Source organism: Corynebacterium sp. (assembly GCF_052107835.1).
Classification (GTDB): Bacteria; Actinomycetota; Actinomycetes; order Mycobacteriales; family Mycobacteriaceae; genus Corynebacterium.
Genome location: NZ_JBQEDF010000053.1, coordinates 1 through 23,539, shown reverse-complemented (window position 1 = coordinate 23,539; position 23,539 = coordinate 1). Strand labels below are relative to the sequence as shown.

The window sequence follows — 23,539 nt, the reverse complement described above, 5'->3', positions numbered from 1 at the left end:
CTGTTACCGATGTCCTGATCTAGAAGTGTCACCGATGTCCTGGGAGATTACACGCACTCTCGGCCCGAAACCGTACCTGCACAAGCGCTGATTTCCCCCGACAGCCCGATCCGCTCACAGCGGATCCGCGACCAGCAGCGACGCCTTGTCGCCGTGACCACCACGGAAGCACGCTGGTTCCCATGTCAGAGAAGAACCCCGACCCCACCCGAACACTCGACCAGGAAATCTACCGCGATCTCTTCGAACGGCGCATCATCGTCCTCGGCGATGCCCTGGAGCAGGACACCTCCAACCGGCTGTGCACTTCACTGGTACTGCTGTCCTCCCGGGACGCCAAAGCGGACATCGTCCTGCTCATCAACTCCCCCGGCGGCTCCGTGCCCGGCATGCTCGCCATCCGCGACACCATGCGAGGCATCCCCAATGACGTCGCCACCGTGAACATCGGCATGGCCTACAGCGCGGGCCAGTTCCTCCTGTCCGCCGGCACACCCGGTAAGCGTTTCATCCTGCCGCACGCCAAGGTGCTGCTGCACCAGGGGTCCGGCGGCATAGGCGGCACAGCCCAGGACATCGAGATCCAGGCCGCGGACATGCGCCACACCCGGGACACCGTCCTGACCTGCATTGCCGACGACACCGGCCAGGACCCGGACAAAGTCACCCAGGACTCACTGCGCGACCGGTGGTTCACGGCAGAAGAAGCGAAGGACTACGGCTTCGTTGACCGCATCATCGACGACCTGGACCCCATCACCGGTCCGGAGGGCCTCACCGCCCGCCGCTCAACCCTGGGGCTCGGCTCAGGATTCCCCAACGGACAGGAGGCGTGAGCATGTCGTCCTACCCCATCCCCTACGTGACCACCCAGACCGCCACCGGCGAGAAGACCGTCGACATCTACAGTCGCCTACTCGACGAACGCATCGTCTACCTCGGAACTCCGATCGACGACGGTGTCTCCAACGCGGTCATTGCCCAACTCCTACACCTGGAGAGCGACAATCCGAACGCACCGTTGTCCCTGTACATCAACTCCCCCGGCGGTTCGCTGTCGGCGACGATGGCGATCTACGACTGCCTGCAGTTCATCCGCCCGCGCGTGGAAACTACCTGTGTCGGCCAGGCGGTCGCCTCTGCCGCACTGCTGCTGGCCGGAGGGACCTCCGGCCACCGTTCCATCCTGCACAACGGCCGGGTGGTGCTCATGGCACCGGCGACCGAGGGCGGGCGCGGCACCATCCCGGACCTGATCATCGAGGCCGAGGAGATGGAACGCATCCGCCGCCTGCAGGAATCCGTGCTCGCGTCCCACTGCGGACGTACGCCGGAGCAGGTACGTGAGGACACAGAACGCCAGCTCGTCCTGACCCCCGATGCCGCCGTCGACTACGGCATCGTGGACAACGTGCTCACGCAGCGAGAAGAACCGGGTTCGCCGGTCCGGTAGACGGCCCCGCCATGCGCGCCGACCGGTTGGTGGGCGACACCGGGTGCACCGTCGAGCGGACCAACTCGAAGGACGACTTCCCGAGCGCCCCGGCGACCGCCTCGAGCACCTCGGAGGACGGGTCCTTCATCCCCCGCTCCAGTTCGGAGAGGTACTGCGGGGAGATCCCTGCACGCTCGGCGGTGTCCTTCAGCCGGTCCTCACGGCGGGTGCGCTGACGGTGGATCTCCTCGCCGAGGGCTTCGCGCCAGAGTCTGTCCGGACGCAGGTCATCGCGTCCTGTCCCCGGATCACTGTCGCATGAGCGGAACGGGACGACGGTGGTGTCTTCGGTCCTGGTGCGCTGGCTCATGGAACCGAGCCTACGTCGTCACCCGACGTCGCGTGCCCTGCGTGACGCATAAGTTCCTGTATTCTTACTGATTGAATGCTCACGCCGCCCCTAAGTTGTCCATCCTCCCGAGGAGAACCGGATGCTGTCTTCCCCGGAACAGCACATTCTGGCGTTGTTCGAGATCACCATCAACAACAGTGACGTCGACTGGCAAGAGTTCCTCGGCGAAGCCGCGGTCGGCATCGCACTGATCGGCGCATTCCTGTTCCCCGCCATCGCCTACGGCATCTACGCGGGTTTCTACAGGAGGAAGAACACGACGGCGGAGGCCCGCCATCACTTCACCGAGGCATCCAACCTGCAGGTTTCCGTGGGCCTGCGCCTCGACCAGATCGACGTCCGCGCGAACTCACTGACCTCGCCGATCGCCAACGCTGAACTCCGTCGACAGTGGGAGGAATGCAAGAAGGGGTTCGTCGTCGCACAGGACCGGCTGCAACGGCTGAAGATCACCGGGTCCTCCTCCAACCGCACACTCCGCAAGCACGCCGAGACCATTACCGAAGCCCACACGGCCGCCACCCGGATGCAGCACGCGGAGGACAACATCGACCGGATCTTCGCGATGGAACAGGGAGACCCAGACGTCCGGGACAACGAACTGACCAGCCTGTTGAAGGACATGTCGACCGCCCACAACAAGTCGACGAACCCCGCGAGCAAGAAGCAACTCCGTGCCCTGGTCAATCGCACGCAGGAACTTCAGGAACACTGCGGCAAGGACAACCCCACTTTCATGGAGGACTACTCGACGATCGTCCGCGAGTACGGACGAATCACGGAGTCGCTGATCAAGGAGCTCACCGCCAGCCTCGAGAAGACGGCCGGCTTGACGACACCCTCGATCTACGACCCGGGCTGCCAGGTCGGGGCGGGATTCGGCGGATGGACCCCGTACCGCACCGTTGAACGATGGGATGCCGGGGTGGCCGACACCCTCGCCGGAGTAGGACGGACACCATGAGCAGCGACACCGCATCAACTCTCGGAGACACGGTCGGCGCGGTCCTGTACGTCGTCATCGGCCTCGGACTCGGCGTCGGGGTTCTCCTGTTCCTCGCTATGGTCGTGTACCGCAGCGTGGCTAAACCCGATGAGCGCAAAGAGCGGGAGAGCACCGCCCGCGACCGGTTCGTCCTGATCTCGAGCCAGTACAGCTCGGTGGCTCTGCGTCTGGACCAGATCGATGTCCGGGCGAACTCACTCACCTCCCCCATTGCCGACGATGAACTGCGCAGACAGTGGGAGCAGTGCAAGGAAGCCTTTCTCCGGGCGGACGAGATCATCGACCGCACCGGCCTCACCCTGGAATCCCGGCCCAGGGCGTTCGGCAGACACGCGGACGATGTCGCGGCCGCCTACCGGGCTGTCGAGCGAATGAGCACCGCGGAGGACAGCATCGACGTGCTCTTCTCCATGGAGCAGGGGGACGGTACCGTCCGCCACGATGTCCTCACCGACCTCATCGGGGACATTAACGAGGCACAGTCGGGCGCCGCGGGGGACCCACGACTGCTCGAGCAGCTGGACACCGTCGAGGCCCAGTTCAGGAGCCTGCGCGATGAGCGTGGGGACGAGGGTTTCATGGACCGGTTCGCCGCTGTCCTCAGCAGGTACGGGAGGGTGACGGCGGAGGGCTCCTCCCGGCCTCCTCCCCGGATCTACGAGACCGACTACCGGATCGGGGCCGGGTACGGCGGATTCACGCCCTACCGCACCGCGCCCCGGTAAGCCCGGATGTCGATCCGATCTCACCGCTTCGAGGACAGCACCCGCTCCGACTCGCGCGACGTACCGGACGAGTTGGACTCCAGCGACCGCGACCCGGCGAGTTTGCGGGCCACATGCTCACCCACCGTCATCGGCTCGTAGCGAGCGGGGTGCTCCGCATCGACCATCCCCGGCAACGGCCCCACCACGGCATCCACGTTGCCGTCGTGGAAGAAGGCCGCCGAGCGTCGCCGCATGATCGTGCCGTCCACCACCGGGGGACGCACCCGGTGCAGCGTCGACTTCCACTGGTCGTTCGTCAGCCGCGCGGTCACGTCACCCAGGTTGACCAGCAGCGCGCCGGGCTCCGGCAGCACATCGTGCCATGAACCGTCCGACCCCAGCACCTGCAGCCCGGCCACCCGGTCCGCCCACAGCACCGTCACGATGCCGTAGTCGGTGTGCTCCCCCATACCGGTCAGGTCGCCGTCGAGCTCCACGGTCTGCCCCGGGTCCAGGGCGTAGTTGATCGATCGCAGCACGTCGATGGAGTGGTCCGCCAGGGAGGTGATCGTCCCACGGGGCAGCTCCAGGGAGTCCTCGAAGATCACGGTGAGGGTCTCGGCGACCTCCTGTGCCGCCGCGAACCACCGCTCGAGGTTCCCGCGGAACTCCGCCATCCCACCCTCCGACTCCGCGGGCCACACGTTCTCCGGGTAGTCGGCCTCCGGCAGCCCCAGGTCGGGGAAGTCGGACGACTGCACCCCGATGTTGAAGGCCTCGAAGAAGTCGTTCATCCCGGTCGCGGATTCCACACCCAGCGACAGCGACAGCCGCTCGGATTTCGGGGCGGAGTAGCCACGGTTGATCTCGGGCGGGGTCGTGACGCGCTTCTTCACCTCCAGGTCACGGAGGAAGAACGCGTCCAGCGCGGACGCCAGTCCGTCCCACGTGTCCCGGTCAACGCCGTGGCCGGTGAGCTGGATGAAGCCGACCTCGCGGGCGGCGGCGTCGACCTGCGCCGCGACGGCGGCCTTCTCCTCCGCGGTGCCGTCCCCGGTGTAGGACGAGATGTCGATGACGGGGACATGGAATTCGTTGGTGGAGTCATTCATGGTTGTTCCTCTCTCTGATCATGGTGTTCAGTGTCGCGGCGAGTTCGCGGGAGTCGGCGGTGAGCAGTCGGTGGTCCCGGACCACCCATTCCCCGGCGACCATCACGTCGCGCGGGCGGCGTCCCGGCGAGGCCCACAGCAGCCCGGCGAGTGGGTCGTGGACACCTGCGTCCGCGACGTCCCCCATGTCCCAGACGCACAGGTCGGCCGGCGTCCCGGGCTCCAGCGCTCCCAGATCGGGGCGTCCCAACCCGGTCGCCGAGCCCATCGTCGCCATCGTCAGGGCCTCCTCCGCCGACACCGGCGTGCCGGTCAGCCCGGACACCTGCACCGCCAGGCGTGCGTCGGCGAGCAGGTGACCACCGTCGTTGCTGCCGCCACCGGAGGTCCCCATCCCCACGGCCACACCCCGGGACAGCAGCTCGCCGACCGGGGCGATGCCCCAGCCCATGGGGACGTCGCACCCGGGCGCGTGGGTGACGGCGGCGCCGGAGGACGCCACGACCTCCAGCTCCTCCCGCGTGATCTCGCACAGGTGGGCGACGGTGACCCCGGGTTCCAGCCATCCCCAGTCAGCGAGCAGGTCCAGCGGGCGGCACCCGTACCTCTCGGCTGCGACGGCGACGTCGACCTGCTCATTGGCCTGGGTGCGCCGCAGCAGCCCCAGGTCCCGGGCGACATCCGCCAGGGCGGCGAAGGTCCCGGGTCCATCGGCGTGCACGCCGGACGGTCCGACGGCGAGCTGCAGCCGGTCACTGTCGAAGGCGGTGAAGGCGTCGTGGATCGCCCGGACGGACTCCTGCGACTCCTCCGGGTCACCGCCGGCCGTCCCGCGGACGAACCACAGCCGTGCCCCGAGCTGGTCCGCGGCCCGGGCGGTCGCCGTGGCCAGCGCCACCGTACCCGCGGTGTCCAGCTCCGCGGGCCAGGTCAGGTGGTGGTCGGCGACGGACGTGACCCCGCACAGCAGTGACTCGGCCAGACCGACCGCCGCCGCAGCGTGGTCGAGTTCGGCATCCACGCCGTAGGCGCGGTAGGCCGTGGCCATGACCCCGAGCCATTCGGCCATCGGCACGGCCCGGGTGCCGGGCATCGTCCGGAACGCGGACTGCAGAAGGTGGTGGTGGGCATTGACCAGACCCGGGGTGACCACGCAGCCGGAGATGTCCACGACCTGCGCGTGGGCGGCGTCGGAGCCGCCGGACGCACCGTCGGCGATCAGGCCGTCCACCACGGCGATGTCGGGGCCGGCGAGCGCGCCGGACAGGAGAACGGGGGTGGTACTCACAGGTCCAGCACCAGCCGTCCCGAGCGGCAGCGTGACACGCACACCATCATCGACTCGTTCTCGGAGCGTTCCTCCGGGGTCAGGACGTTGTCGCGGTGGTCGATCTCGCCGGAGACCACCCCGACCTCGCACGTCCCGCAGACCCCTTCGCGGCAGGACGAGGCCATCAGTGTGCCGTGGCCCTCCAGGGTGTCCAGCAGGGAGGCGTCGGCCGGGACGGTGAAGGTCTCGCCACTGGTCGCCAGGGTCACGTCGAAGGTGGAGGCCTGTCCGGATCTCGCCGGGTCGGGGGCGCTGAACTGCTCGGTGAACACGTCCACCGCGGGCTGCGGCTCCACGACGGCGGCGACGTCCGCGGCGAGCGTCCCCGGGCCGCAGACATACACGGCCGTACCACGGGGAAGGTCGGCCAGCTCGGCCGCCAGGTCGATGCGTCCCTCATCCGCGGAGCCGTGGAAGGACACTGTGCCTCCGCCTCCCGTCTCTCCGTACAGTGTGCGCAGGCACGGGAGGTACGGCATATCCTCCTCGGTCCGCGCCAGGCAGAGGACACGGAAGGGCTTCCCCGACCGCGCGGCCTGGGCGGCCAGCGGAATGATCGGCGTGACACCGATCCCGGCGGCGATGAAGACGTAGTTCAATGCACGGGTCAGTGGGAAGTGGTTGCGCGGCTCGCCGATCCGTACCTCGGTACCGGGAACGACGCTGGTGTGGAACCCGTCGGAACCGCCGCGTCCCCCGTCGGCGACCGGCGAGCGGTCGACGGCGATGCGGTAGAAGGACGGGTCCGCCGGACTGGAGCACAGCGAGTACTGGCGCTGCAGGTCCGTGCCTGGGATGTCGACGTCGATGTGTGAGCCTGCGGTCCATCCGGGAAGCGGTGCGCCTTCCGGGCCTGCCGGACCGGCCGGAAGGCGGAGCGTGAATTCGTCGACCCGGGGTGTGAGCCGCCGCCGGGCGGTCACGGTTGCGGTGATCATGTGGACATACCTCGCGTGTGGGTGCATGCCCCAGCCCGGCGCGTACAGGTTCACCCTGGCCCCCCACCCTAGCGTCAGGACGTTCTCCCGCGCGAGGGAAGCGACAGGTTTCATGCGGATGAAATATTGGACGCCCGCATTTACATGTAATTGCTCTGGGGCGCCCGAAACCCCCGAAGGTGTCACCGGGGTGATCCCGGAGGGTAACAGCGGCGAAACAACCCGCCAATACTCTGATCACTGCACGACGAGAGACACGCGGTGCACGACCGTTGCCCGACCCCTTACCGCCACGCCCCAGCCCGGCGCCGGTACACGTCCCGGGCACAAGAGAGCACTCCTGCACACCGCCGACTGTCCGACGCAGTTGAACCGACTATTTCGACTGCCGCAGCCGGCGATGGTGCCCACACGGTTCACATCGGCGGGGCCTGCGGTGGTCCCCAGACCCAGAGAGGAGGGTCCCCGATGAACGTCAGCCCGACCAGTGTCCCGCCGTCCGGCCTCTGCGGTGTCCGCACGCTGCAGCACGCCGGTCCCGTCGACATCGTCCTCGACGGGGCGCACGTGGCAGACGTCCTCCCCCACGACCCTGCACACCTCACCGACAGCACCTGGCTGGACCTGCGCGGGTACACCGTGCTTCCCGCCGCGGCCGACCCGCACGCCCACCTGGACAAGTCCCGCTCATGGGACCTCGTCAACCCGCCGGTCGGTGACCTGCCCGGTGCGGTGGCCGCCTGGTCGGACGCCGCGTCCGGCTTCACCGAGGACGACATCCTCGACCGTGCCCGCGGCACCGCGATGAGCATGCTCGCCGCCGGGACCACGGCGGTGCGCACCCACGTCGACGTCTACGGCGGCACCGGCGCCGACCCGTGGCGTGGCATCCGCGCCCTCGACCGGCTCCGCACGGAGATGGACGGGATGATGACTCTGCAGATCGTCGCCCTCGTCCCCGCCCACACGCCGGACGCCCGCCTCGCGGAGCTCGCCGGTGGCGCACTGGACGCCGGTGCGGACCTCGTCGGCGGGGCACCGCACCTGGCGGACGACCCCCTTACCCAGACCGATGCCCTGATCGACATCGCCGAGGCCCACGATGTGGGCTGCGACCTGCACATCGACGAGTTCATCACCGACCGGACCCGGACGATCCACCGCTACGCCGACCGCGTTGCGGGATGGGACGCCGGACGCGACCGGGTGGCCGGGCACTGCTGCCGACTGTCCCGGATGGACGGCGGCGAGCTGGACGCCACGGCCACGGAACTCGTCGACGCCGCAATCCCGGTCATCGGCCTGCCCGCCACCAACCTCTACCTGCAGGACGGGCAGTCCCGGGCGATCGCCCCGCTGACCGGCCTGCGCGAGCGCGGGGTGCAGGTCGCGGCCGGCGGCGACAACGTCGCCGACCCGTTCAACCCCACCGGACGCGCCGACGCCCTCGAAACCGCGGCCCTGCTGGTCACCGCCGCGCACCAGCACCCGGACGAGGCGCTGGAGCTGGTCACCACCGACGCGAGGGCGGTGATGGGCCTGGCCGCCGCCGGCCCCGTCCCCGGTGCCGTCGCCGACCTACTGTGCATCCGGGCACCCGACACCCCGGGCGCTCCACCGCCTCCACCTCCCTCGGCAGCGACCCTCATCGCCGCGGCGCCACCCGACCGGACCGTCCTCGCCGGCGGCCGCGTCGTCGCCCACACCGAATCCACGACAACGTTCGCGACAGCATCCACGACCACCCCCAGGAGAACCCCATGACCACCACGGCAGCACCCACGACCCCGGCGACGGGGACCGACGATCCGCTGGTCGCCTTCGCCGGCACCGGCATGACCTTCGACGGCGGCACCACCGCCCTGACCGACATCACCCTCAAGGTCCCGCGCGGCGAGTTCACCAGCGTCGTCGGCCCGTCCGGCTGCGGCAAGTCCACGCTGCTGCGGCTGGCGTCGGGCCTGGAGACCGCGACCGCCGGGACGATGACCACCAGCACTGAACGCATCGCCTACGTCTTCCAGGACGCCACGCTGCTGCCGTGGCGCACCGTCAGGGAGAACGTGATGCTCCTCGGTGAGCTCGACGGCCTGTCCAAGGCCGACCGGGAGCAGCGCTGCAACGACTGCCTGGCCACCGTCGGCCTGGACGGCTTCGAGGACCATCTGCCCCACCAGCTCTCCGGCGGCATGAAGATGCGCGTGTCCCTGGCCCGCGCCCTGACCATCGAGCCGGAACTGTTCCTGTTCGACGAGCCCTTCGCCGCCCTCGACGAGATCACCCGTGAACGCCTCGGCGTGGAACTGACCCAGCTGTTCGCCGAGAAGCGCTTCGGCGGACTGTTCATCACCCACTCCGTCAGCGAGGCCGTGTTCATCTCCACCCACGTCGCCGTGATGTCCGGGCGCCCGGGGCAGATCGTGGACACCGTCGACGTCCCCTTCGACTTCCCCCGCGACCCGAAGCTCCGGTTCACCCCCGAGTTCACCGCCATCACCGAACGCGTCTCGAACTCCCTGATGGAGGCCCACTCATGAGCACCACCACCGCACCCGCATCCGCACCGTCACCCACCGGAAGTACAGAGGCCATGAGCACAACCACCGCACAGGACGCCCCGGCGGACGGGGCAGCACCGAAGAACCCGCTGAAGACCCCGCGCCGCAGCGTGCCCACCATCCCCTTCTCCGGACTGCTGCTGCCGATGGCGGTGTTCGGCCTGGTCATCGCCGCCTGGTACGCGGTGAGCTACCTGCTGCTCGACGAGTCGCGCCGCTTCCTGATGCCCCCGCCCCACGAGGTCATCTCCGACGGCCTGCTCGGCCCCGCCGCCGGTGAGATGTGGCAGGGCCTGTGGCAGACCACCGTGGTCTCCCTGGTCGGCCTGGCCATCGCCGCGGCGATCGGCATCACCTGGGCGATCCTGATGTCGCAGTCCAAGCGCGCCGAGGCCGCCCTGTTCCCCTACGCCGTGTTCCTGCAGTGCATCCCGGTGCTCGCCCTGGTGCCGCTGGTCGGCTTCTGGTTCGGGTTCGGCTTCTCCGCCCGCGTCTTCGTCTGCGTGCTGATCGCCCTGTTCCCGCTGGTGTCCAACACCCTGTTCGGCCTGAAGTCCGTGGAGCCCGGCATGCGCGACCTGTTCGCACTGCACAAGCCGTCGCGGTTGACCGTCCTGCGCAAGCTGGAGCTGCCCGCGGCGATGCCGTCCATCTTCGTCGGCCTGCGCACCTCCGCCGGGCTGTCGGTGGTCGGCGCGATCGTCGGCGACTTCTTCTTCAAGCAGGGCACGCCCGGTATCGGCGTGCTGCTCGACAACTACCGTTCCCGCCTGCAGTCGCCGGAGCTGTTCGCCGCGATCATCCTCGCCTCCCTGCTGGGCGTGGTCGTGTTCCTGATCTTCGGCTGGATCGGCAACCGTGTCGTCGGCCGCTGGTACAGCAAGTAGCCCGGGCAGCCGCCGCACCCGACATTTCGCACCTCGCCGCTGATCCGCACGGTCGTCGCAGCCAACTGACCAGCATGTATCACATCGTGAGACGTGTCCCGGGTGCGAAATGTCGCCCACACCATCCCCTCCGCCCCACTTTCCCGGATGAGAGACCACCATGAAGCGCACTAGCCACGCATCCCGCACATCCCGTACCGCCCGCACCGTGATCGCCACCACCGTCGCCGTGACCACCACCGTCGCCCTGGCCGCCTGTGGCGGTGAGGGCTCCGGCGCCGACCAGGCAGAGGACGCCTCCGGTGGCGGCTCCGGCTACGACGGCGACATCGGCGAGACCGACCTGTCGTCCGTCTGCCCCGAGAACGTCGTGGTCCAGACCGACTGGTTCCCCTAGGCTGAGCACGGCCACCTCTACGAACAGCTCAACTACGGTGGCGAGGGTGCCGACGCCGTCGACATCGACGGTGAATCCAAGGTCGTCTCCGGCGCCCTGTTCGACGGCGACAACGGCTACACCGGCGTTGACCTGGAGATCCGCTCCGGTGGGCCGGCGATCGGCAACCAGAACGTGACCTCGCAGATGTACCAGGACCCGGACATCCTGCTCGGCTACGTCGACACCGACCAGTCCATCCAGAACTCCGAGGAGATGCCCACCACCGGCGTGATGACCACCATGGAGAAGAGTCCGCAGATGATCATGTGGGACCCGGACACATACCCGGACGTCGACGAGATCGGCGACCTCAAGGACGAGGGCGCGACCGTCCTGACCTTCTCGGACATGTCCTACATCAAGTACCTCACGGGTGCGGGGATCCTCGACGAGGACCAGATCGACGAATCGTACGACGGGGCCCCCGCCACCTTCGTCGCGGCCGACGGCGAGAACGCCCAGCAGGGCTACTCCTCGTCCGAGCCGTACAACTACGAGAACGAGGTCGACGGCTGGAACAAGCCGATCGACTACCAGCTCATCCACGACGCGGGCTTCCCCACCTACAAGTCCGCCCTCGCGGCGAAGTCCGGCGACCTGGAGGACCAGTCCGACTGCCTGTCCGAGCTCATCCCGGTGCTGCAGCGTGGCCAGCAGTCGTACATGGAGGACCCGGCGGACGCCAACGAGCTCATCGTCGAGGCGGTCTCCGACTTCAACGCCGGCTGGGTCTACGGCGACGGCAACGCCGAATTCGGCCACGGGAAGATGCAGGACGAGGAACTCGTCGCCGACGGTGCCGACGGCGTGCTGGGCTCCTTCGAGGACGCCCGGCTGGAGGAACTGGTCGACATCCTCACCCCCATCTTCGACGAGCAGGGCACCCCGGTGAAGGAGGGCGTGACCAACGAGGAACTCGCCACCAACGAGTTCCTCGACGAGGAAGTGTCGCTGAATTGAGTGACACACTAGCGGGCAAACTCGGCGTGCGGGTCGAGACCGACGTCGACCACGTCTTCGCCACGGCCACGCAGGACGGTCGCCCGTCCTTCACCCCGGCCGATGTGGATGCCCTGGTGGACGACCTGATCGGTGTCCTCGGCCCACGCGGGGTCTCCCAGCTGCCGCGCGCGGTCGACCGGGCGTCCCGCGACGGCTCGGGCATGTCCCCGGTCCTGTCCGCGCAGCTCGCCGCCGGTGAGCTCGGGACGCCGGACGTGGTCTGCTACCCGCGCACGGTCGAGGAGGTTCCGGAGATCATGCGGGCGGCGGTGCACCACGGTGTGCCGGTGACGACCCGCGGCAAGGGCACCGGCAACTACGGCCAGGTCCTGCCCCGTTTCGGCGGTCTGGTACTGGACATGACCTCGCTGACCGGGATCCACGGCATCAGCACAGACGCAGGCTGGTCCCCCACCATCACCGCCGACGCCGGCGCCCGCATGCTCACCCTGGAGCAGTACGCCTGGGAGCGCGGCCGGCAGCTGTGGATGTACCCGTCCACCGTGCAGTCCACCCTGGGCGGGTTCCTCGCCGGGGGCTCGGCAGGCACGGGCACCATCGTCCACGGCCGCAACCACCAGGGCTTCGTCACCGCGGTGGACATCGTCCCCGCCACGGAGGACGCCCGGATCATCCACCTGGAGGGTGAGGACGCCCAGCCGTTCGTCCACACCTACGGCGTGGCCGGGATCATCGTGCGGGCCACGGTGCGCGTGGAGGAGCTGCAGGACTGGCGGTGCACCTACGCGTCCTTCGGGACCACGCAGGACGCCTCCGCCGCCGCCCGCGAGGTAATGTCCACGGGCCTGCAGCCCCGGCTGATGTCCGCCGACGGTCCGGAGATCGTCGCGGCGCTGCCCGCCGACCCGGCGCTGGTGCCGGGGCGGGCGAACGTCCGCGGCATCATCGACGCCGCGGAGATGGACGCTTTCTCCTCCATCGTGGAGGCGCACGCGGGACGCATCGAGGACGTGCGGACCGGCATCAGCCAGTCCGTGCGCCTGTCCACGGTCTCCTACAACCACCCCACCTGGTGGCTGCAGAAGAAGGAGCCGGAACTCTGGTTCCACATGGAGTGCCAGGGCAATGCCGTGGTCGACCGGTTGGACGAGGTCGAGGCGGTGTACTCGCTGCCCGGCCGTCCCGCCAGTTTCCACCTGGAGGTGGGCAACAACATGATGTTCGGCATGCTCAACGGCCCGGTCGGCACCGGGGAATCCACGGAGTCGCTGAAGCAGCGGATCCTGGCCGGTGTGCCGGAACTGACCGCGCTGGGCGTGGGCGTGCATTCGCCGCACCAGTGGTACGTCGACCTGGAGCCCGACCGGGTGAAGGCGCTGGCTGGTACATCTGACCCACATGGCATCCTCAACCCCGGGAGGTGGATGTGATCACCGACGACCGGCGCTTCGCCGCCCTGTCCACCGCCGAGATCCCCACCGTCCTGTCACAGGACAGTGTGCTCGTGCTCCCCGTCGGGGCGATCGAACCGCACGGCCCCCACCTGCCGGTGTCCACGGATCTGACCGTGGCCGAGGCGGTGGCGTCCGAGGCGGTGCGACGCGCTGCCCCCACCACCGACGTGTGGCTGCTGCCCGCGCTGGGGTACACCAAATCCGACGAGCACGCCCTGCTCCCCGGCACCATGTGGCTGCGTCCCGAGACCTTCTTCCAGACCATCGTTGACCTAGGGCGGTCCATCGCCGCCACCCCGGCGCGGCGCGTCCTGTTCCTCAACTGCCACGGCGGCAACTCCGCCCTGCTGGAAGTCGCCCTGCGTGAACTGCGCCGACGCTTCGACCTGCGCACCTTCCTGATGTCCGGGCCCGCGCTGCCCGGCGAGACCGAGCGCGGCATCGGCGTGCACGCCGGCTGGGCCGAGACATCCATGATGCTGCACATTGCCCCGGAGCTGGTGGACATGGCGGCCGCCGAAGCACTGGGGCCGCAGGTCGCCGACGCCGTCGCCGACTGCTCGCACGTCGGATTCGGCGCGCCCGGGCGTAGCGTGAAGTTCGGGTGGCTGTCCACCGACCTGTCGGAATCCGGCGTCGTCGGCGACCCGACCGGGGCGACCGCATCCACCGGCGGGGAGCTGTTCGAGCAGCGCGTGGAGGAAATAGTGGCCGCCCTGCCGGAGATCGCCAGCTTCGTCCCCGGCCCACCGACCCCAGGAGGTACAGCGTGACCAACCCGTCCCGACTCTTCATCGACCACCTCGAGGAGTCACCGACCCTGATGACGCTCGCCACAGTCGACCCCGACGGCTACCCGCGGACCCGCACGGTGATGGTCACCGGCGTCGGCGACGACGGACGTGTCTTCTTCCACACCGACAGCCGCTCGCGGAAGATCACCGACATCGCCCACAGTCCGAAGGCCTCGCTGACGGTGCTGACCCCCGACCGGACGCGGCAGGTCACCGTCATCGGGGACGTTGTCGCCGACTCCCCGTCCGGCGAACGCGTGGCCTACGCGGCACGGTCCCGGTACCTCCAGTTGCTGGCCTGGCTGAACGACCGGGAGATGGCGCAGAAGGACGTCGCCGAGCGCCGCCGGATCTGGGCCGACTTCGATGCGGCGCACCCCGACTTGGGCGCGGAGGATCCGCCGTCGACATGGACCGGATTCGGTGTCGTGCCCCGCGAGTACCTGTTCTGGACCGCTGACGAGGAGGGCCCGTCCCGACGCGTCCGGTACACCCGTACCAACCCTGACAACCCCGACACCACCTGGACCACGGAGGTTCTTCCCGGATGAGCGCACCGCGCACCCTGTTCACCAACGCCGTCATTCTGCCGGTCAGCCCCCACCACGCCCGCTGGTTCAGCGGCTGGCTCGCCGTCGACGGCGAGGGGCGCATCAGCGGCCTCGGCGAGGGGACTCCGCCGGAGGACGTCGCGGTGTCCTACGCGGACGACACCCGCATCGACCTGGACGGTGCGTTCCTGGCACCCGGGTTCGTCTCCGCGCACAGCCACATCTACACCGGCGGGGTGCGCGGCATCGCCCACTCCGAGCCGCTGTACACCTGGGTCACGCAGAACTCCGCGATGCTCGCCGAGGCCGACCCGGAGACCATGTACTGGCTCTCGCGCGCCGGCGGATTGGACCACCTCTCCGCGGGCGTGACCTCGGTGTACAACTTCACCCAGTCGCGCGTGGTGTGCCGCTTCGACTACGAGACCTCCACGCTGAAGGCGGTGAAGGTCCACGAGCCGGACTTCGTGACCCGGCAGATCGACGGGGTGGCGGACGCCGGGATCCGCTTCGTCACCTCCGTGCGCGTCGACGACGAGCAGCTGCCCGACGACGATGCACTGGCCGGGTTCGACGAGGCCATGGCGCACCTCCCCTCGATCGATTCGTCCCACCCGGAGTTGAACCTGGGTGGCTCGGTCTACGGGGCGGTGCAGTGGGCGTCGGCGGCGAAGACCGCGGAGCTCGAGAAGCACCTGATGCAGAAGTGGGACATCACCAACCAGGCGCACTTCGTGGAGACCGCCGAGCAGATCGAGATCCAGCAGGCCAAGTTCGACTGGTACGACGAGGCCGGTGTGCTGGGCAGCGACTTCGCCTTCGGCCACTTCGTGCACCCCACCCAGCGCATGGTGGACCGTGTGGTGGAGACCGGGACCTCCGTGGTGTGGCAGGCGATGTCCAACGGGCGCCTCGGTTCCGGCATCGCCGACATCACCGGGCTGCTGGCGCGCGACGTGACCGTGGGCATGGGTGTGGACGACCAGTCCTGCACCGACACCTCCGACCCCTTCGAGAACATGCGCACCGGCCTGTTCACCCAGCGTGCGGTGCATTCGGACGCCTCGATCATGGCGGTGGACGATGTGCTGCGGCTGCACACCCTGGGGTCGGCGGCATCCATTGGCGTGGCTGACCGTGTGGGCTCGCTGGAGGTCGGGAAGTTCGCCGACCTGGTGGTCGTGGATCCGCGGCACCCGGCGACCGGGCCGATCTGGGATCCGGTGGCGACCTACGTGCTGGCCTGCGGGCTGCGGCACCTGAGGACGGTGTACGTGGGAGGCCGTGCCGTGTTCGATGCCGCGTCCGGCGGCTCCCACGTTCCCACCGGCGCCGACGGTGTGAGCTACGAGGAGGTCAACCAGCTCGCCGACGAGGGCATGGTCCGGTCCGCCATCGCCGGAGGCTTCACCCCGGCACTGTAGTGCGGCGTCGTCCGGTACCGCCCGGGATCTGAGTCGACGCTCCGAATGATTCTGGACCGCAGATCGTTCGGAGCATCGACTCAGATCCCGGAGGACGGCACGGAGCCATCCGTGGGGACCCGTCAGCACCGGTTGACTGCCGTCACTATCCCCCGTCCGTCCGCCGCACTGCACGATCGACGGCGTCCCCGATGTCCTCCATCATCTGCCGGACATCCGCCATCAACGACGCTCCGACGCGCACACACTCCCATCCGAGGGCCTGCATGCGGTGGAACTGCGCGAAATCGAGGCTCCGGCGCTCCTCGGCCCGATGGTAGGAGCCGTCGTAGAACAGGGCGATTTTCAGCTCCGGGCACGCCAGGTCGGCGATCAGGTGCTTCCACGGTCGGCCTTCCGGGTCCAGGAGCACGGTGACCTGCGACGTCCAGGTGAACCTCCCAGGCAGGACGTCCCGCGCGTACAGGCGCAGCAGCGTCTCCCGGGGCGACTGGGCCCCCAGGTCAGCGAGAGCCAGCAGCCGTTCCACTGCGATGGTGTCCACGTAGTTCCGGGACCCGCGGCGGATATCTCCGGCGGTCAGGTAGGTGCACTGGTAGAAGGCGTCGATGAACTGCACCGCACGCACCTCGCGGTCGCTGAGGCCGGGCACCGGAGGGACATCCCACCTGTGCGTGCCGTTCATGACCGAGTGCAGGCATTGCCCGGCAGCGATCTCCGCGGTGACGACCTCGAGGTCGGGGAACCCCGGATCAGGACGCACAGTCAGCGTGTTCTCCACGAGCTTGCGGAACACCGGTTTCCGCGGGGTCCGTTCGGCGACCCACGACCGGGCGTCCCTGGTGGCATGGGTGCGGCTCAGGAGCACGACGGGTGCATTGTCGCACCAGTAGGGCAGACCGTGGCAGGCGGCCGCCGCCCAGAACCCCAGGACGCTGCCAATGCTCAGCAGCCAGTGGGCCCGGGCACGGGTGATGATGGCCACGAGGAATCCTCCGCAGTCCCCCGCCCGTACCCGGAACTCCCCAGGCATGCCCTCCTGCTCCACGCTGACCACGGCAGTCCTGGTAAGGACGCGGAAGAGATCTTCCAGGGTGGTCTGCGTGGCCCGTTTGGCGGACAGGACGTCCTTGCGACGCTCCGGCGCGGGGAGGGGATACACCCTGATGGAGTGGTCGAGCCCCCGTCCGCGGGGGATGCGTCCATCCCGTCGGGCGATGGCGAGCCAGCGACGCCGGCGCTGCTTCTCTTCACGGAAGTTCCTCCTGCGCTCCTCTGCGTTAGTTGCCGCCCCGTCGGTGTTCTGTTTCCCCATGGACGACAAGTGAAGCGCAGTCGTCCGCGGAAAGGAAGCGTGAGCATGGCAGCAAGGGATTCCTGTGGACAACTTTCGCCAGGTTTGTGTCCGGAGTGTGGACAACTCCCCGTGCTCACCCCGCCCCAGCCGTCCGGGTTGTGCGGGACGGCTGAGCCTGTTCCGCTACAGCTCGGCGACCATCTCCACGACACGCTCCGCGGTTCCCCACGACAGGGTCACGCCCGCGCCGCCGTGACCGTAGGCGGCGATCACGGGAAGTTCAGCGGGAACACCGCGGGTGTCAGCAGCCACCCGCTCCAGCCGGATGGTCGGACGCCCGGGCCGGAGCCCGGCCCCGTGCCCTATGATCGGCAGGGTCGCCAGTGCCGGGACCATCTCCTCCGCACGGTCCAGGATCGCCTCGGCAGTCTCCACGTTCGGGGCGTCGTCCCAGGACCCCTCGTCCGAGATGCCGCCGACCACGACCTCGTCCCCGCGGGGCAGGACGTAGGTCTGCGCTTCCGTGTCGTCGGTGTCCGTGATCCAGTCGGTGATCCTCGCGTCGCCGTCACCGTTGGCGAACAGGATGATCTGCCCACGGATCGGCACAACATGTTCATCCCCTCCGAGTAGTTCGCCGCCACGGATGCCACCGGCGATGACGACTGCGTCCGCCTGCCCGCGCAGCGACTCCAACGACTCCACCGTCTGCCAGCGGAACTCCACCCCGGCGATGCGGCAGGCGTCCATGAGCCAGGCCAGGTACCTCGGGCTGTCTATCATCGGCACCGCAGTCTGCACTCCCCCGGGGACGTCACGGACCTCGTCCTCCCCGAGGACGTTCACCACCGGCCCGATCCAGTCGCGGTCCGGAGGATCGAGGCGCTCCCGGACCACGCCGCGGGTGATGGTCACCGGCGGGATGTCGTCAGTGAAATCGTCGCCGCCGTCGCTACCGTCAGCGCCCGTGGACCCTGCGAGGGTGGACTGTTCGGCGAGCTCGACGAAACGGACCAGGGACCGTTCCAGGATGCGGTCCGCCACGGAGGACTTCTCGGAGCGGTAGGGGAACCAGAGACCACCTGCCACGGCCGAGACGGTGTCGCCCGGGCCATGGTCGGCGATGACTGTGACCTCGTACCCCGCGTCGGCGAGCTCATGGGCGCATGACAGGCCGATCACGCCGGCACCGATGACGGTGATCCTCGACGGCGTCGGGGAACCGGAGGGGACGGGAGGGTCGGATGGTGCGGAGGAGGAAGACATGCGCTCCATTGTGGACCATCCAGGCGCGTCACGGCAGTGCCCACCGGGACTCTGGCGAGTGCTCCCGAGGATCTGAGTCGATGTCCGAAACGATTCCCGTCCCAGAATCGGTCTGGGCATCGACTCAGATTGCCGCGGCGCCGTGCCCACGGCAACGGTGCAACGGTGTCACTGATACGACGAGCACCAGTAGAGTCGAGAGGACAGGAGGTGTTCCCATGTCCGCCGCGAAACCCTCTGCCCAGCGGGCGAGCGATGACGACCGTGAGCAGGTCTTCTCCCGCCTGGAACAGGCCTACTCCGAGGGGCAGCTGGGCCGGCACGAGTACGACCGGCGCCGGCACGCCACCCTGAATGCCACAACACAGGCCGACCTCCTCCCGCTGATCAGGGACCTGCTGGTGGAGGAGGCGGACTTCGAACCACCGGAGACGCTGACCAGTGCACTGCTGGCGCCCCACCGCAGCGGGAAGTTGATCGCGCTCGTCACCTCCATCAGCGCCGTCGTCGTGGTTGTGGTGTTCGTGGTCATGGTCGTGATCCTGCTGACGGGGCAGCCCTGACGGGTGTTCCCGGGGTTCAGAGGGCCCGCGCAGGGGACGGCGACCGCTCGGTGCAGTGACTACACTTCTCACGATTCCGGGGGCAGGAAGGACTTGTTTCTGCAGTCGTTACTGCTTCCCCTGGTGACTGCGCTACAGGATGCTCCTTGAGAGAGTCAGCCTAGCCTGTTGCCTTGGCGTTCGAACGCCGCCATGACGTGTCCACCTCTGGTCGTACTGTCGTTCCAACCACAATGACAATGTTGAAGGAGCGACAGCCGTGAAAGAATTGAAGGCCAACGAGTACCAAGAATGGGTCGATGAAGCAGTGGGCGCTTTACGAGGACGGATGATTCATCGTCGCGTCGACGCGACTACGGCATACATGCAGCTCTCTGCCGAGCGTGTATGGCGAGATTCGGTTGCAGCCGAGATACTCACCCAGGGCCACCGACGAATCAGAGGCGAATAGGCATGGCTGGCTCAGCTACGTCAATGACGGTGCCGTCAGATACCTGTAAAGACCGGGTTCGACCGTGTCCTCAAGGTCCAGTTTCATGTTGATAATCGAGACGTCCTTGCCGCTCTTGTCCTTGATATGAGTATCGTGAGCACCTCGTGCTTCGGCTCCACCGAGGTAGAAGAAGTCAGCACCATCGACATCACTTTTCTTGACGAAGACGTGCAGGTTGTAGCTATTGTTGGCGATCCCGATCTCACCTTGACTCCTCGTCAGGCTTCGGTTGTTCTTCGTGAACCAGTTGATCGTGTTCTCGTCATCGAAGCTGTCCTCGTACTGCGTCGTCGCCGAGATCTCGTCTGACTTCTCGTACGTGATGAAGATGGGGCACGTATTCGAGAACGCGTCTGTCTTGTACCCGTACAGGGTGCTGTACTGGTTCGACTCGAAGTTCAGCAGCCGACACACGTCCTTCCGGGTGTACTGCCTCCCCTCAAGGAGGGCACCGGACCAAGACTCTCTATGTCGAGCGAGGTAGATCCCTGTTTCAATAGCATCGTCCACATGTTCCTTGAACTGGCCACCAGCCTCATACAGGCGTCGGAATTCCGGGTTCAGCCGATAGTTGCCCTCGACACTGTCCATGACAGAGTTCGGGCCGTACTTCTTGACTTCCTCCGCAGTGAAGAACTCGAGGGTTAGGATGCGTTCGATCGACGACAACGTCGCGTCGTCAGCAACACAGCCCTGATCCAGCAACCACTCTGCATAGCTATCTCGAGTGATCCTCCCCTCGTCCAACAGTTTCTTGATCAGGAGCATCTCGTGCGGACGCTTCCCGTTCAGCAATTCACTATCCAGCAGCGACAGGTATGCCTCCTCCGCCGACGTTGGCCTTGTCATGTCCTTGTCGACCTTGCACAACAGGTTCCAGTAACACTTGTGCCAAGCGCGCTTAGGGTTCGTTGCTAGCACGACCGGATCCACCGTCTGGTGCCTGGCAAAGTCAATAAGCATCGGCGTACGGGCGATCCGATGCTGCAGTTCACGAATTGCTTTCTTCAAGTTGGTCACGCCGTCGAGACTCGACGTGGCCAGTGACTCCAGCACTCGTTGGCGCGAGACCTCATCAAAGTTCACGCTGGAAATCCCCGCAATCACACCGGTGGACTCTGCCTTGATCAGCTTCTCTTTGACGGAATCCTTGCTGAGACTGTTGTCACCGAATAGTGCAACAGGGATCAGGAAGTTGTTCTTGTAGTTGCCGATGAAGTCGATGACCCGCAGGTGATCCTTCCCCGGGCTCTTGCGCAAGCCGCGTCCCAGCTGCTGGGTAAAGATGATGCTGGATTCTGTGTTCCGTAGCATCACGACCTGGTTCACTGCAGGGATGTCGATCCCTTCGTTGAAGATGTCGCGAGTGAGGATGTAGTCCAGTTCTCCGTCCTCGAGCGCACGCATAGCGGTCTCGCGTTCGACGGGGGACGACTCGCCCGTCAACGCCAACGTCCGGAGTAGACGTCCGTTGAGCTCCTGTTCGTTCAGCAGTTCCGAGAGTTCGTGCGCCTCCTTGCGGCTGCTGCAGAACATCAGGCCCTTCACCGCGGAGGCGAACCCGTAGGTGCGAAGCATCTGCAGTATGTACTCGACCCGTTCCGGGGCAACAAGCTTGCTAAGCCTCGACGTGTCGTCCTGCACGTTGCCGATGTCATCCACATACTCCTCGACCCCGTAGTAGTCGAAGGGGGCAAGCATGTCCGCTTCCAGGGCTTGTTGAAGCCGAATCTCATACGGGACGTTGTGGTCGAAGAGCTCGAAGACGTTGAAGTCATCCGTGCGCTCCGGCGTAGCCGTAAGACCAAGGAGGAACGTCGGGGTGAAGTGCTCGATGATCCGTTCGTAGCTGGCTGCACCAGCCCGGTGTACCTCATCAATGATGATGAGGTCGAAAGCATCTCGGGGGATCGACTCCAAGAAGTGCGGATTCGACAACGTCTGCACCATCGCGAAAACGTAGCGGTTGTCGACGTCTTTCGTGCTGCCGACAATGCGTCCTACCTCGTCGTCTTCCCACTCGAGCACGCGCCCGAACTCTGTAATGGCTTTGTCGAGAATCTGCTCGCGATGAACGATGAACAGGATCCTCGCCGGCGCCATCTCCCTCGCCGCGAGCGCCGCCAAGATCGTCTTTCCCGTCCCAGTTGCCGAGATGACAAGCGCGCGGTTCTCAGGTGGGATGTCAGCGTCCGGACTCCCCTTCCGAACCGCACGGATCGCTTCCAGGGCTTCCTTCTGCATGGTGTTGGGGACGATGTGACCAGCAGGAATCTCGCCCTGTTCGATCGCTTCAGCCATGACCTGAGGGACACGCGGCTGCCTGTGTCGCGCGTACTCGTTAATCCAGTGTTCTGTGAGCGGCTCCGAGTTGCTCCATTGGTCATCGATCGCCGTCTGGATCTGGTGTGTGATGTCCCCGTCGGGGAGCGCGGAGAATCGGAGATTCCACTCCTGATTCTTGGTCAGAGCACTGCGGGTCAGGTTCGAGCTGCCGATGATCGCCGATCTACTACCCGCCTGCTCGAAGATGTATCCCTTCGCGTGGAAACCACCTCCCGCTCCCGGGTGCACACGGACCTCGACTCCGGTGAGGTTCAACAGTTCCCGAAACATGTCCGGATCATTGAAGTCCAGGTAGTTGGACGTAATGATCCGCGCCGTGCCCGCGAAATCAAGAAGTGCCTGCTTGAGCAGACCAAGGGCATCGGTGGTGATGAAGGCGACGGAAAAGTCGAAGTGTTGCGACCGCCTGAGTTCTTCTTCGATGGCCGTCACCATCATGTTGCCGTCGCGGTTCTCGATCAGACGAGGGTGGTACAGATGCTCTGAGTCGATCGTCCGATCCAGGAATCCGTGCGCTGTTGCCGCGCTGACCTTAGACGGCGCATCTGAGGCAGTCATGCGGCGAAGTGTGCAACGACCCGGTCAACAGCCGGAATGTCTGCGGGCGCCCAGGGAAGAGACCCGAGGTCGCTCGCTTCAACCCACCGGACCTCCGAGTGCTCCATGAGCGTTGGTTCCTGGTCCACGATGGTGCCGAAGAAAGTGGTGAGGATGACGATGCCGAAGTCGTACTCGTGCTCGGTGGTTTCGACTTTGTCCCCTATCTCCGCGGCGCACAGAAGCTCTTCCTGAAGCTCCCGTCGCAACGCTTCCTGAGGGGACTCTCCTGCTTCAATCTTTCCGCCAGGGAACTCCCACATGCCCGCGAGAGACATACCCTCACCACGCTGAGCAGCCAAGATCTTTGTCCCATCCGTTAGGACGGCACCCACTACGTTGATCCTCTTCTTCACTCGCACTCCTGATCGTGAGGCACACGGCATGTCTCGTTCTTAACGTGCCTCAGCCTAGCAAGCGCTACGGACACAGTGCCGGCTATCGTGAGCGACACCTCTCCTGCAGGACGCCTACTCACATGAGCACCGCCATGACTCTTGCCGTCCACGCATCTCCGAGATCCACTGTCGATGGAAGCAGGCCCCGGTGAAGATCACTGTCGCCATCACCAATACTTACCCGCGAATTGGCCGAAGCAGGACGTACATCCTGACGGCATCGGTCGCCCCGCTCAACTCGGACCTGGACGACTGGATGTCGGACGAACTTCTCCCCCTCACCGGCGAAGGGACCGCATGCTCGAGGGAGCATGCGGTCTACACGGTAGAGATCCTGAAATGCGGTGACTCCCCCACCCTGGTTGGTGGCATCGTCACCTCCGAGGGATAGCCAGCATCTTCGCCCGGGCGTCCCCCACTCCCCTACACCACAATCTCCCGCACGATCTCCGCCACGTGCCGGGCCTGCTTGCCCGTGCCCTGCTCGATCTGCGTCCTGCAGGAGAAGCCGTCCGCGATGACCTCGCCCGTGGTCTCACGAACCTTCGGGAACAGCTCGCGCTCACCCA

At 66.7% G+C, this 23,539-nt stretch carries 23 protein-coding genes; 15 read left to right on the top strand and 8 right to left on the bottom strand.

The genetic code is table 11. The features are described 5' to 3' along the window. Positions 1-182: 182 nt before the first annotated feature. Positions 183-836, top strand: coding sequence for a ClpP family protease (locus tag ACTIL2_RS12305; protein ID WP_442337757.1), 654 nt, complete (start codon positions 183-185; stop codon positions 834-836). A 2-nt stretch (positions 837-838) separates the two neighbouring features. Then, entirely contained in the window at positions 839-1,453 is a 615-nt protein-coding gene (locus tag ACTIL2_RS12300) for a ClpP family protease (RefSeq protein ID WP_442337756.1), read from the top strand. On the opposite strand, the gene ACTIL2_RS12295 is transcribed toward ACTIL2_RS12300, so the two are convergent. Continuing rightward, complete coding sequence (locus ACTIL2_RS12295) at positions 1,416-1,805, bottom strand: helix-turn-helix domain-containing protein (protein WP_442337755.1); 390 nt, start codon at positions 1,803-1,805, stop codon at positions 1,416-1,418. The two genes, ACTIL2_RS12300 and ACTIL2_RS12295, sit on opposite strands and share 38 nt — an antisense overlap. Positions 1,806-1,926: 121 nt before the next feature. Between ACTIL2_RS12295 and ACTIL2_RS12290 the strand changes: the two genes are divergently transcribed. Further along, on the top strand, positions 1,927-2,811 hold the full coding sequence (locus ACTIL2_RS12290) for a hypothetical protein (RefSeq protein WP_442337754.1): 885 nt from the start codon (positions 1,927-1,929) through the stop codon (positions 2,809-2,811). Continuing rightward, the gene (locus tag ACTIL2_RS12285) at positions 2,808-3,578 is read left to right on the top strand and encodes a hypothetical protein (protein ID WP_442337753.1); all 771 of its coding nucleotides are present in this window, start codon (positions 2,808-2,810) and stop codon (positions 3,576-3,578) included. Before ACTIL2_RS12290 ends, ACTIL2_RS12285 begins: the two co-directional genes overlap by 4 nt. A gap of 20 nt (positions 3,579-3,598) precedes the next feature. Here ACTIL2_RS12285 and ACTIL2_RS12280 read toward each other — a convergent pair whose 3' ends face one another. The 3 genes from ACTIL2_RS12280 to ACTIL2_RS12270 are packed head-to-tail and all read right to left on the bottom strand — an operon-like array spanning position 3,599 to position 6,940. Further along, positions 3,599-4,672, bottom strand: a complete 1,074-nt coding sequence (locus tag ACTIL2_RS12280) for an isopenicillin N synthase family dioxygenase (RefSeq protein WP_442337752.1) — start codon at positions 4,670-4,672, stop codon at positions 3,599-3,601. Beyond that, positions 4,665-5,960 (bottom strand): amidohydrolase family protein, encoded by a 1,296-nt coding sequence (locus ACTIL2_RS12275; protein ID WP_442337751.1) that lies wholly within the window; start codon positions 5,958-5,960, stop codon positions 4,665-4,667. Before ACTIL2_RS12275 ends, ACTIL2_RS12280 begins: the two co-directional genes overlap by 8 nt. Next, a complete protein-coding gene (locus ACTIL2_RS12270; protein ID WP_442337750.1) occupies positions 5,957-6,940 on the bottom strand; it encodes a PDR/VanB family oxidoreductase in 984 nt (327 codons plus the stop codon). Before ACTIL2_RS12270 ends, ACTIL2_RS12275 begins: the two co-directional genes overlap by 4 nt. A gap of 468 nt (positions 6,941-7,408) precedes the next feature. Between ACTIL2_RS12270 and ACTIL2_RS12265 the strand changes: the two genes are divergently transcribed. The 9 genes from ACTIL2_RS12265 to ACTIL2_RS12225 all read left to right on the top strand — a co-directional run bounded on the left by ACTIL2_RS12265 (position 7,409) and on the right by ACTIL2_RS12225 (position 16,010). Next, a complete protein-coding gene (locus ACTIL2_RS12265) occupies positions 7,409-8,704 on the top strand; it encodes an amidohydrolase family protein (RefSeq protein ID WP_442337749.1) in 1,296 nt (431 codons plus the stop codon). Then, on the top strand, positions 8,701-9,477 hold the full coding sequence (locus ACTIL2_RS12260; RefSeq protein ID WP_442337748.1) for an ABC transporter ATP-binding protein: 777 nt from the start codon (positions 8,701-8,703) through the stop codon (positions 9,475-9,477). The genes ACTIL2_RS12265 and ACTIL2_RS12260 overlap by 4 nt, the downstream gene beginning before the upstream one ends. 53 nt (positions 9,478-9,530) lie before the next feature. After that, positions 9,531-10,385, top strand: a complete 855-nt coding sequence (locus ACTIL2_RS12255; RefSeq protein WP_442337747.1) for an ABC transporter permease — start codon at positions 9,531-9,533, stop codon at positions 10,383-10,385. A 160-nt stretch (positions 10,386-10,545) separates the two neighbouring features. After that, complete coding sequence (locus ACTIL2_RS12250; protein WP_442337746.1) at positions 10,546-10,782, top strand: hypothetical protein; 237 nt, start codon at positions 10,546-10,548, stop codon at positions 10,780-10,782. 174 nt (positions 10,783-10,956) lie between these two features. Then, positions 10,957-11,784 carry an ABC transporter substrate-binding protein gene (locus ACTIL2_RS12245; RefSeq protein WP_442337745.1) on the top strand — a complete coding sequence of 276 codons (828 nt, stop codon included), beginning with the start codon at positions 10,957-10,959 and terminating at the stop codon, positions 11,782-11,784. Then, positions 11,781-13,217: an FAD-binding oxidoreductase gene (locus ACTIL2_RS12240; RefSeq protein ID WP_442337744.1), complete on the top strand. Its 1,437-nt coding sequence runs from the start codon at positions 11,781-11,783 to the stop codon at positions 13,215-13,217. Before ACTIL2_RS12245 ends, ACTIL2_RS12240 begins: the two co-directional genes overlap by 4 nt. Then, a complete protein-coding gene (locus ACTIL2_RS12235; protein ID WP_442337743.1) occupies positions 13,214-14,014 on the top strand; it encodes a creatininase family protein in 801 nt (266 codons plus the stop codon). Before ACTIL2_RS12240 ends, ACTIL2_RS12235 begins: the two co-directional genes overlap by 4 nt. Beyond that, positions 14,011-14,586, top strand: coding sequence for a pyridoxamine 5'-phosphate oxidase family protein (locus tag ACTIL2_RS12230; RefSeq protein WP_442337742.1), 576 nt, complete (start codon positions 14,011-14,013; stop codon positions 14,584-14,586). The genes ACTIL2_RS12235 and ACTIL2_RS12230 overlap by 4 nt, the downstream gene beginning before the upstream one ends. Next, the gene (locus tag ACTIL2_RS12225) at positions 14,583-16,010 is read left to right on the top strand and encodes an amidohydrolase family protein (RefSeq protein ID WP_442337741.1); all 1,428 of its coding nucleotides are present in this window, start codon (positions 14,583-14,585) and stop codon (positions 16,008-16,010) included. Before ACTIL2_RS12230 ends, ACTIL2_RS12225 begins: the two co-directional genes overlap by 4 nt. Positions 16,011-16,155: 145 nt before the next feature. Here the strand turns inward: ACTIL2_RS12225 and ACTIL2_RS12220 are convergent, their stop codons facing one another. Together ACTIL2_RS12220 and ACTIL2_RS12215 are read right to left on the bottom strand one after the other, a co-directional pair. Then, a complete protein-coding gene (locus tag ACTIL2_RS12220; RefSeq protein WP_442337740.1) occupies positions 16,156-17,325 on the bottom strand; it encodes a hypothetical protein in 1,170 nt (389 codons plus the stop codon). Positions 17,326-17,490: 165 nt separating this feature from the next. Next, on the bottom strand, positions 17,491-18,573 hold the full coding sequence (locus ACTIL2_RS12215) for an FAD-dependent oxidoreductase (RefSeq protein ID WP_442337739.1): 1,083 nt from the start codon (positions 18,571-18,573) through the stop codon (positions 17,491-17,493). A 218-nt stretch (positions 18,574-18,791) separates the two neighbouring features. Here ACTIL2_RS12215 and ACTIL2_RS12210 point away from each other — a divergent pair, with 218 nt between their 5' ends. Next, positions 18,792-19,136: a DUF1707 SHOCT-like domain-containing protein gene (locus ACTIL2_RS12210; protein ID WP_442337738.1), complete on the top strand. Its 345-nt coding sequence runs from the start codon at positions 18,792-18,794 to the stop codon at positions 19,134-19,136. 466 nt (positions 19,137-19,602) lie between these two features. Here ACTIL2_RS12210 and ACTIL2_RS12205 read toward each other — a convergent pair whose 3' ends face one another. Together ACTIL2_RS12205 and ACTIL2_RS12200 are read right to left on the bottom strand one after the other, a co-directional pair. Continuing rightward, complete coding sequence (locus tag ACTIL2_RS12205) at positions 19,603-22,533, bottom strand: DUF3427 domain-containing protein (RefSeq protein WP_442337737.1); 2,931 nt, start codon at positions 22,531-22,533, stop codon at positions 19,603-19,605. After that, positions 22,530-22,928 (bottom strand): (deoxy)nucleoside triphosphate pyrophosphohydrolase, encoded by a 399-nt coding sequence (locus ACTIL2_RS12200; RefSeq protein ID WP_442337736.1) that lies wholly within the window; start codon positions 22,926-22,928, stop codon positions 22,530-22,532. Before ACTIL2_RS12200 ends, ACTIL2_RS12205 begins: the two co-directional genes overlap by 4 nt. A 190-nt stretch (positions 22,929-23,118) precedes the next feature. On the opposite strand from ACTIL2_RS12200, the gene ACTIL2_RS12195 reads away from it, so the two are divergent. Next, positions 23,119-23,361 (top strand): hypothetical protein, encoded by a 243-nt coding sequence (locus ACTIL2_RS12195; RefSeq protein ID WP_442337735.1) that lies wholly within the window; start codon positions 23,119-23,121, stop codon positions 23,359-23,361. The last annotated feature ends 178 nt before the right edge of the window (positions 23,362-23,539 follow it).

Coding starts and splice junctions, on each gene's coding strand:
- ACTIL2_RS12205 (WP_442337737.1), bottom strand. CDS start 22,533: ATGACTGCCTCAGATGCGCCGTCTAAGGTCAGCGCGGCAACAGCGCAC.
- ACTIL2_RS12215 (WP_442337739.1), bottom strand. CDS start 18,573: ATGTCTTCCTCCTCCGCACCATCCGACCCTCCCGTCCCCTCCGGTTCC.
- ACTIL2_RS12210 (WP_442337738.1), top strand. CDS start 18,792: ATGTCCGCCGCGAAACCCTCTGCCCAGCGGGCGAGCGATGACGACCGT.
- ACTIL2_RS12260 (WP_442337748.1), top strand. CDS start 8,701: ATGACCACCACGGCAGCACCCACGACCCCGGCGACGGGGACCGACGAT.
- ACTIL2_RS12265 (WP_442337749.1), top strand. CDS start 7,409: ATGAACGTCAGCCCGACCAGTGTCCCGCCGTCCGGCCTCTGCGGTGTC.
- ACTIL2_RS12270 (WP_442337750.1), bottom strand. CDS start 6,940: ATGATCACCGCAACCGTGACCGCCCGGCGGCGGCTCACACCCCGGGTC.
- ACTIL2_RS12280 (WP_442337752.1), bottom strand. CDS start 4,672: ATGAATGACTCCACCAACGAATTCCATGTCCCCGTCATCGACATCTCG.
- ACTIL2_RS12250 (WP_442337746.1), top strand. CDS start 10,546: ATGAAGCGCACTAGCCACGCATCCCGCACATCCCGTACCGCCCGCACC.
- ACTIL2_RS12295 (WP_442337755.1), bottom strand. CDS start 1,805: ATGAGCCAGCGCACCAGGACCGAAGACACCACCGTCGTCCCGTTCCGC.
- ACTIL2_RS12290 (WP_442337754.1), top strand. CDS start 1,927: ATGCTGTCTTCCCCGGAACAGCACATTCTGGCGTTGTTCGAGATCACC.
- ACTIL2_RS12300 (WP_442337756.1), top strand. CDS start 839: ATGTCGTCCTACCCCATCCCCTACGTGACCACCCAGACCGCCACCGGC.
- ACTIL2_RS12285 (WP_442337753.1), top strand. CDS start 2,808: ATGAGCAGCGACACCGCATCAACTCTCGGAGACACGGTCGGCGCGGTC.
- ACTIL2_RS12305 (WP_442337757.1), top strand. CDS start 183: ATGTCAGAGAAGAACCCCGACCCCACCCGAACACTCGACCAGGAAATC.
- ACTIL2_RS12255 (WP_442337747.1), top strand. CDS start 9,531: ATGAGCACAACCACCGCACAGGACGCCCCGGCGGACGGGGCAGCACCG.
- ACTIL2_RS12225 (WP_442337741.1), top strand. CDS start 14,583: ATGAGCGCACCGCGCACCCTGTTCACCAACGCCGTCATTCTGCCGGTC.
- ACTIL2_RS12220 (WP_442337740.1), bottom strand. CDS start 17,325: ATGGGGAAACAGAACACCGACGGGGCGGCAACTAACGCAGAGGAGCGC.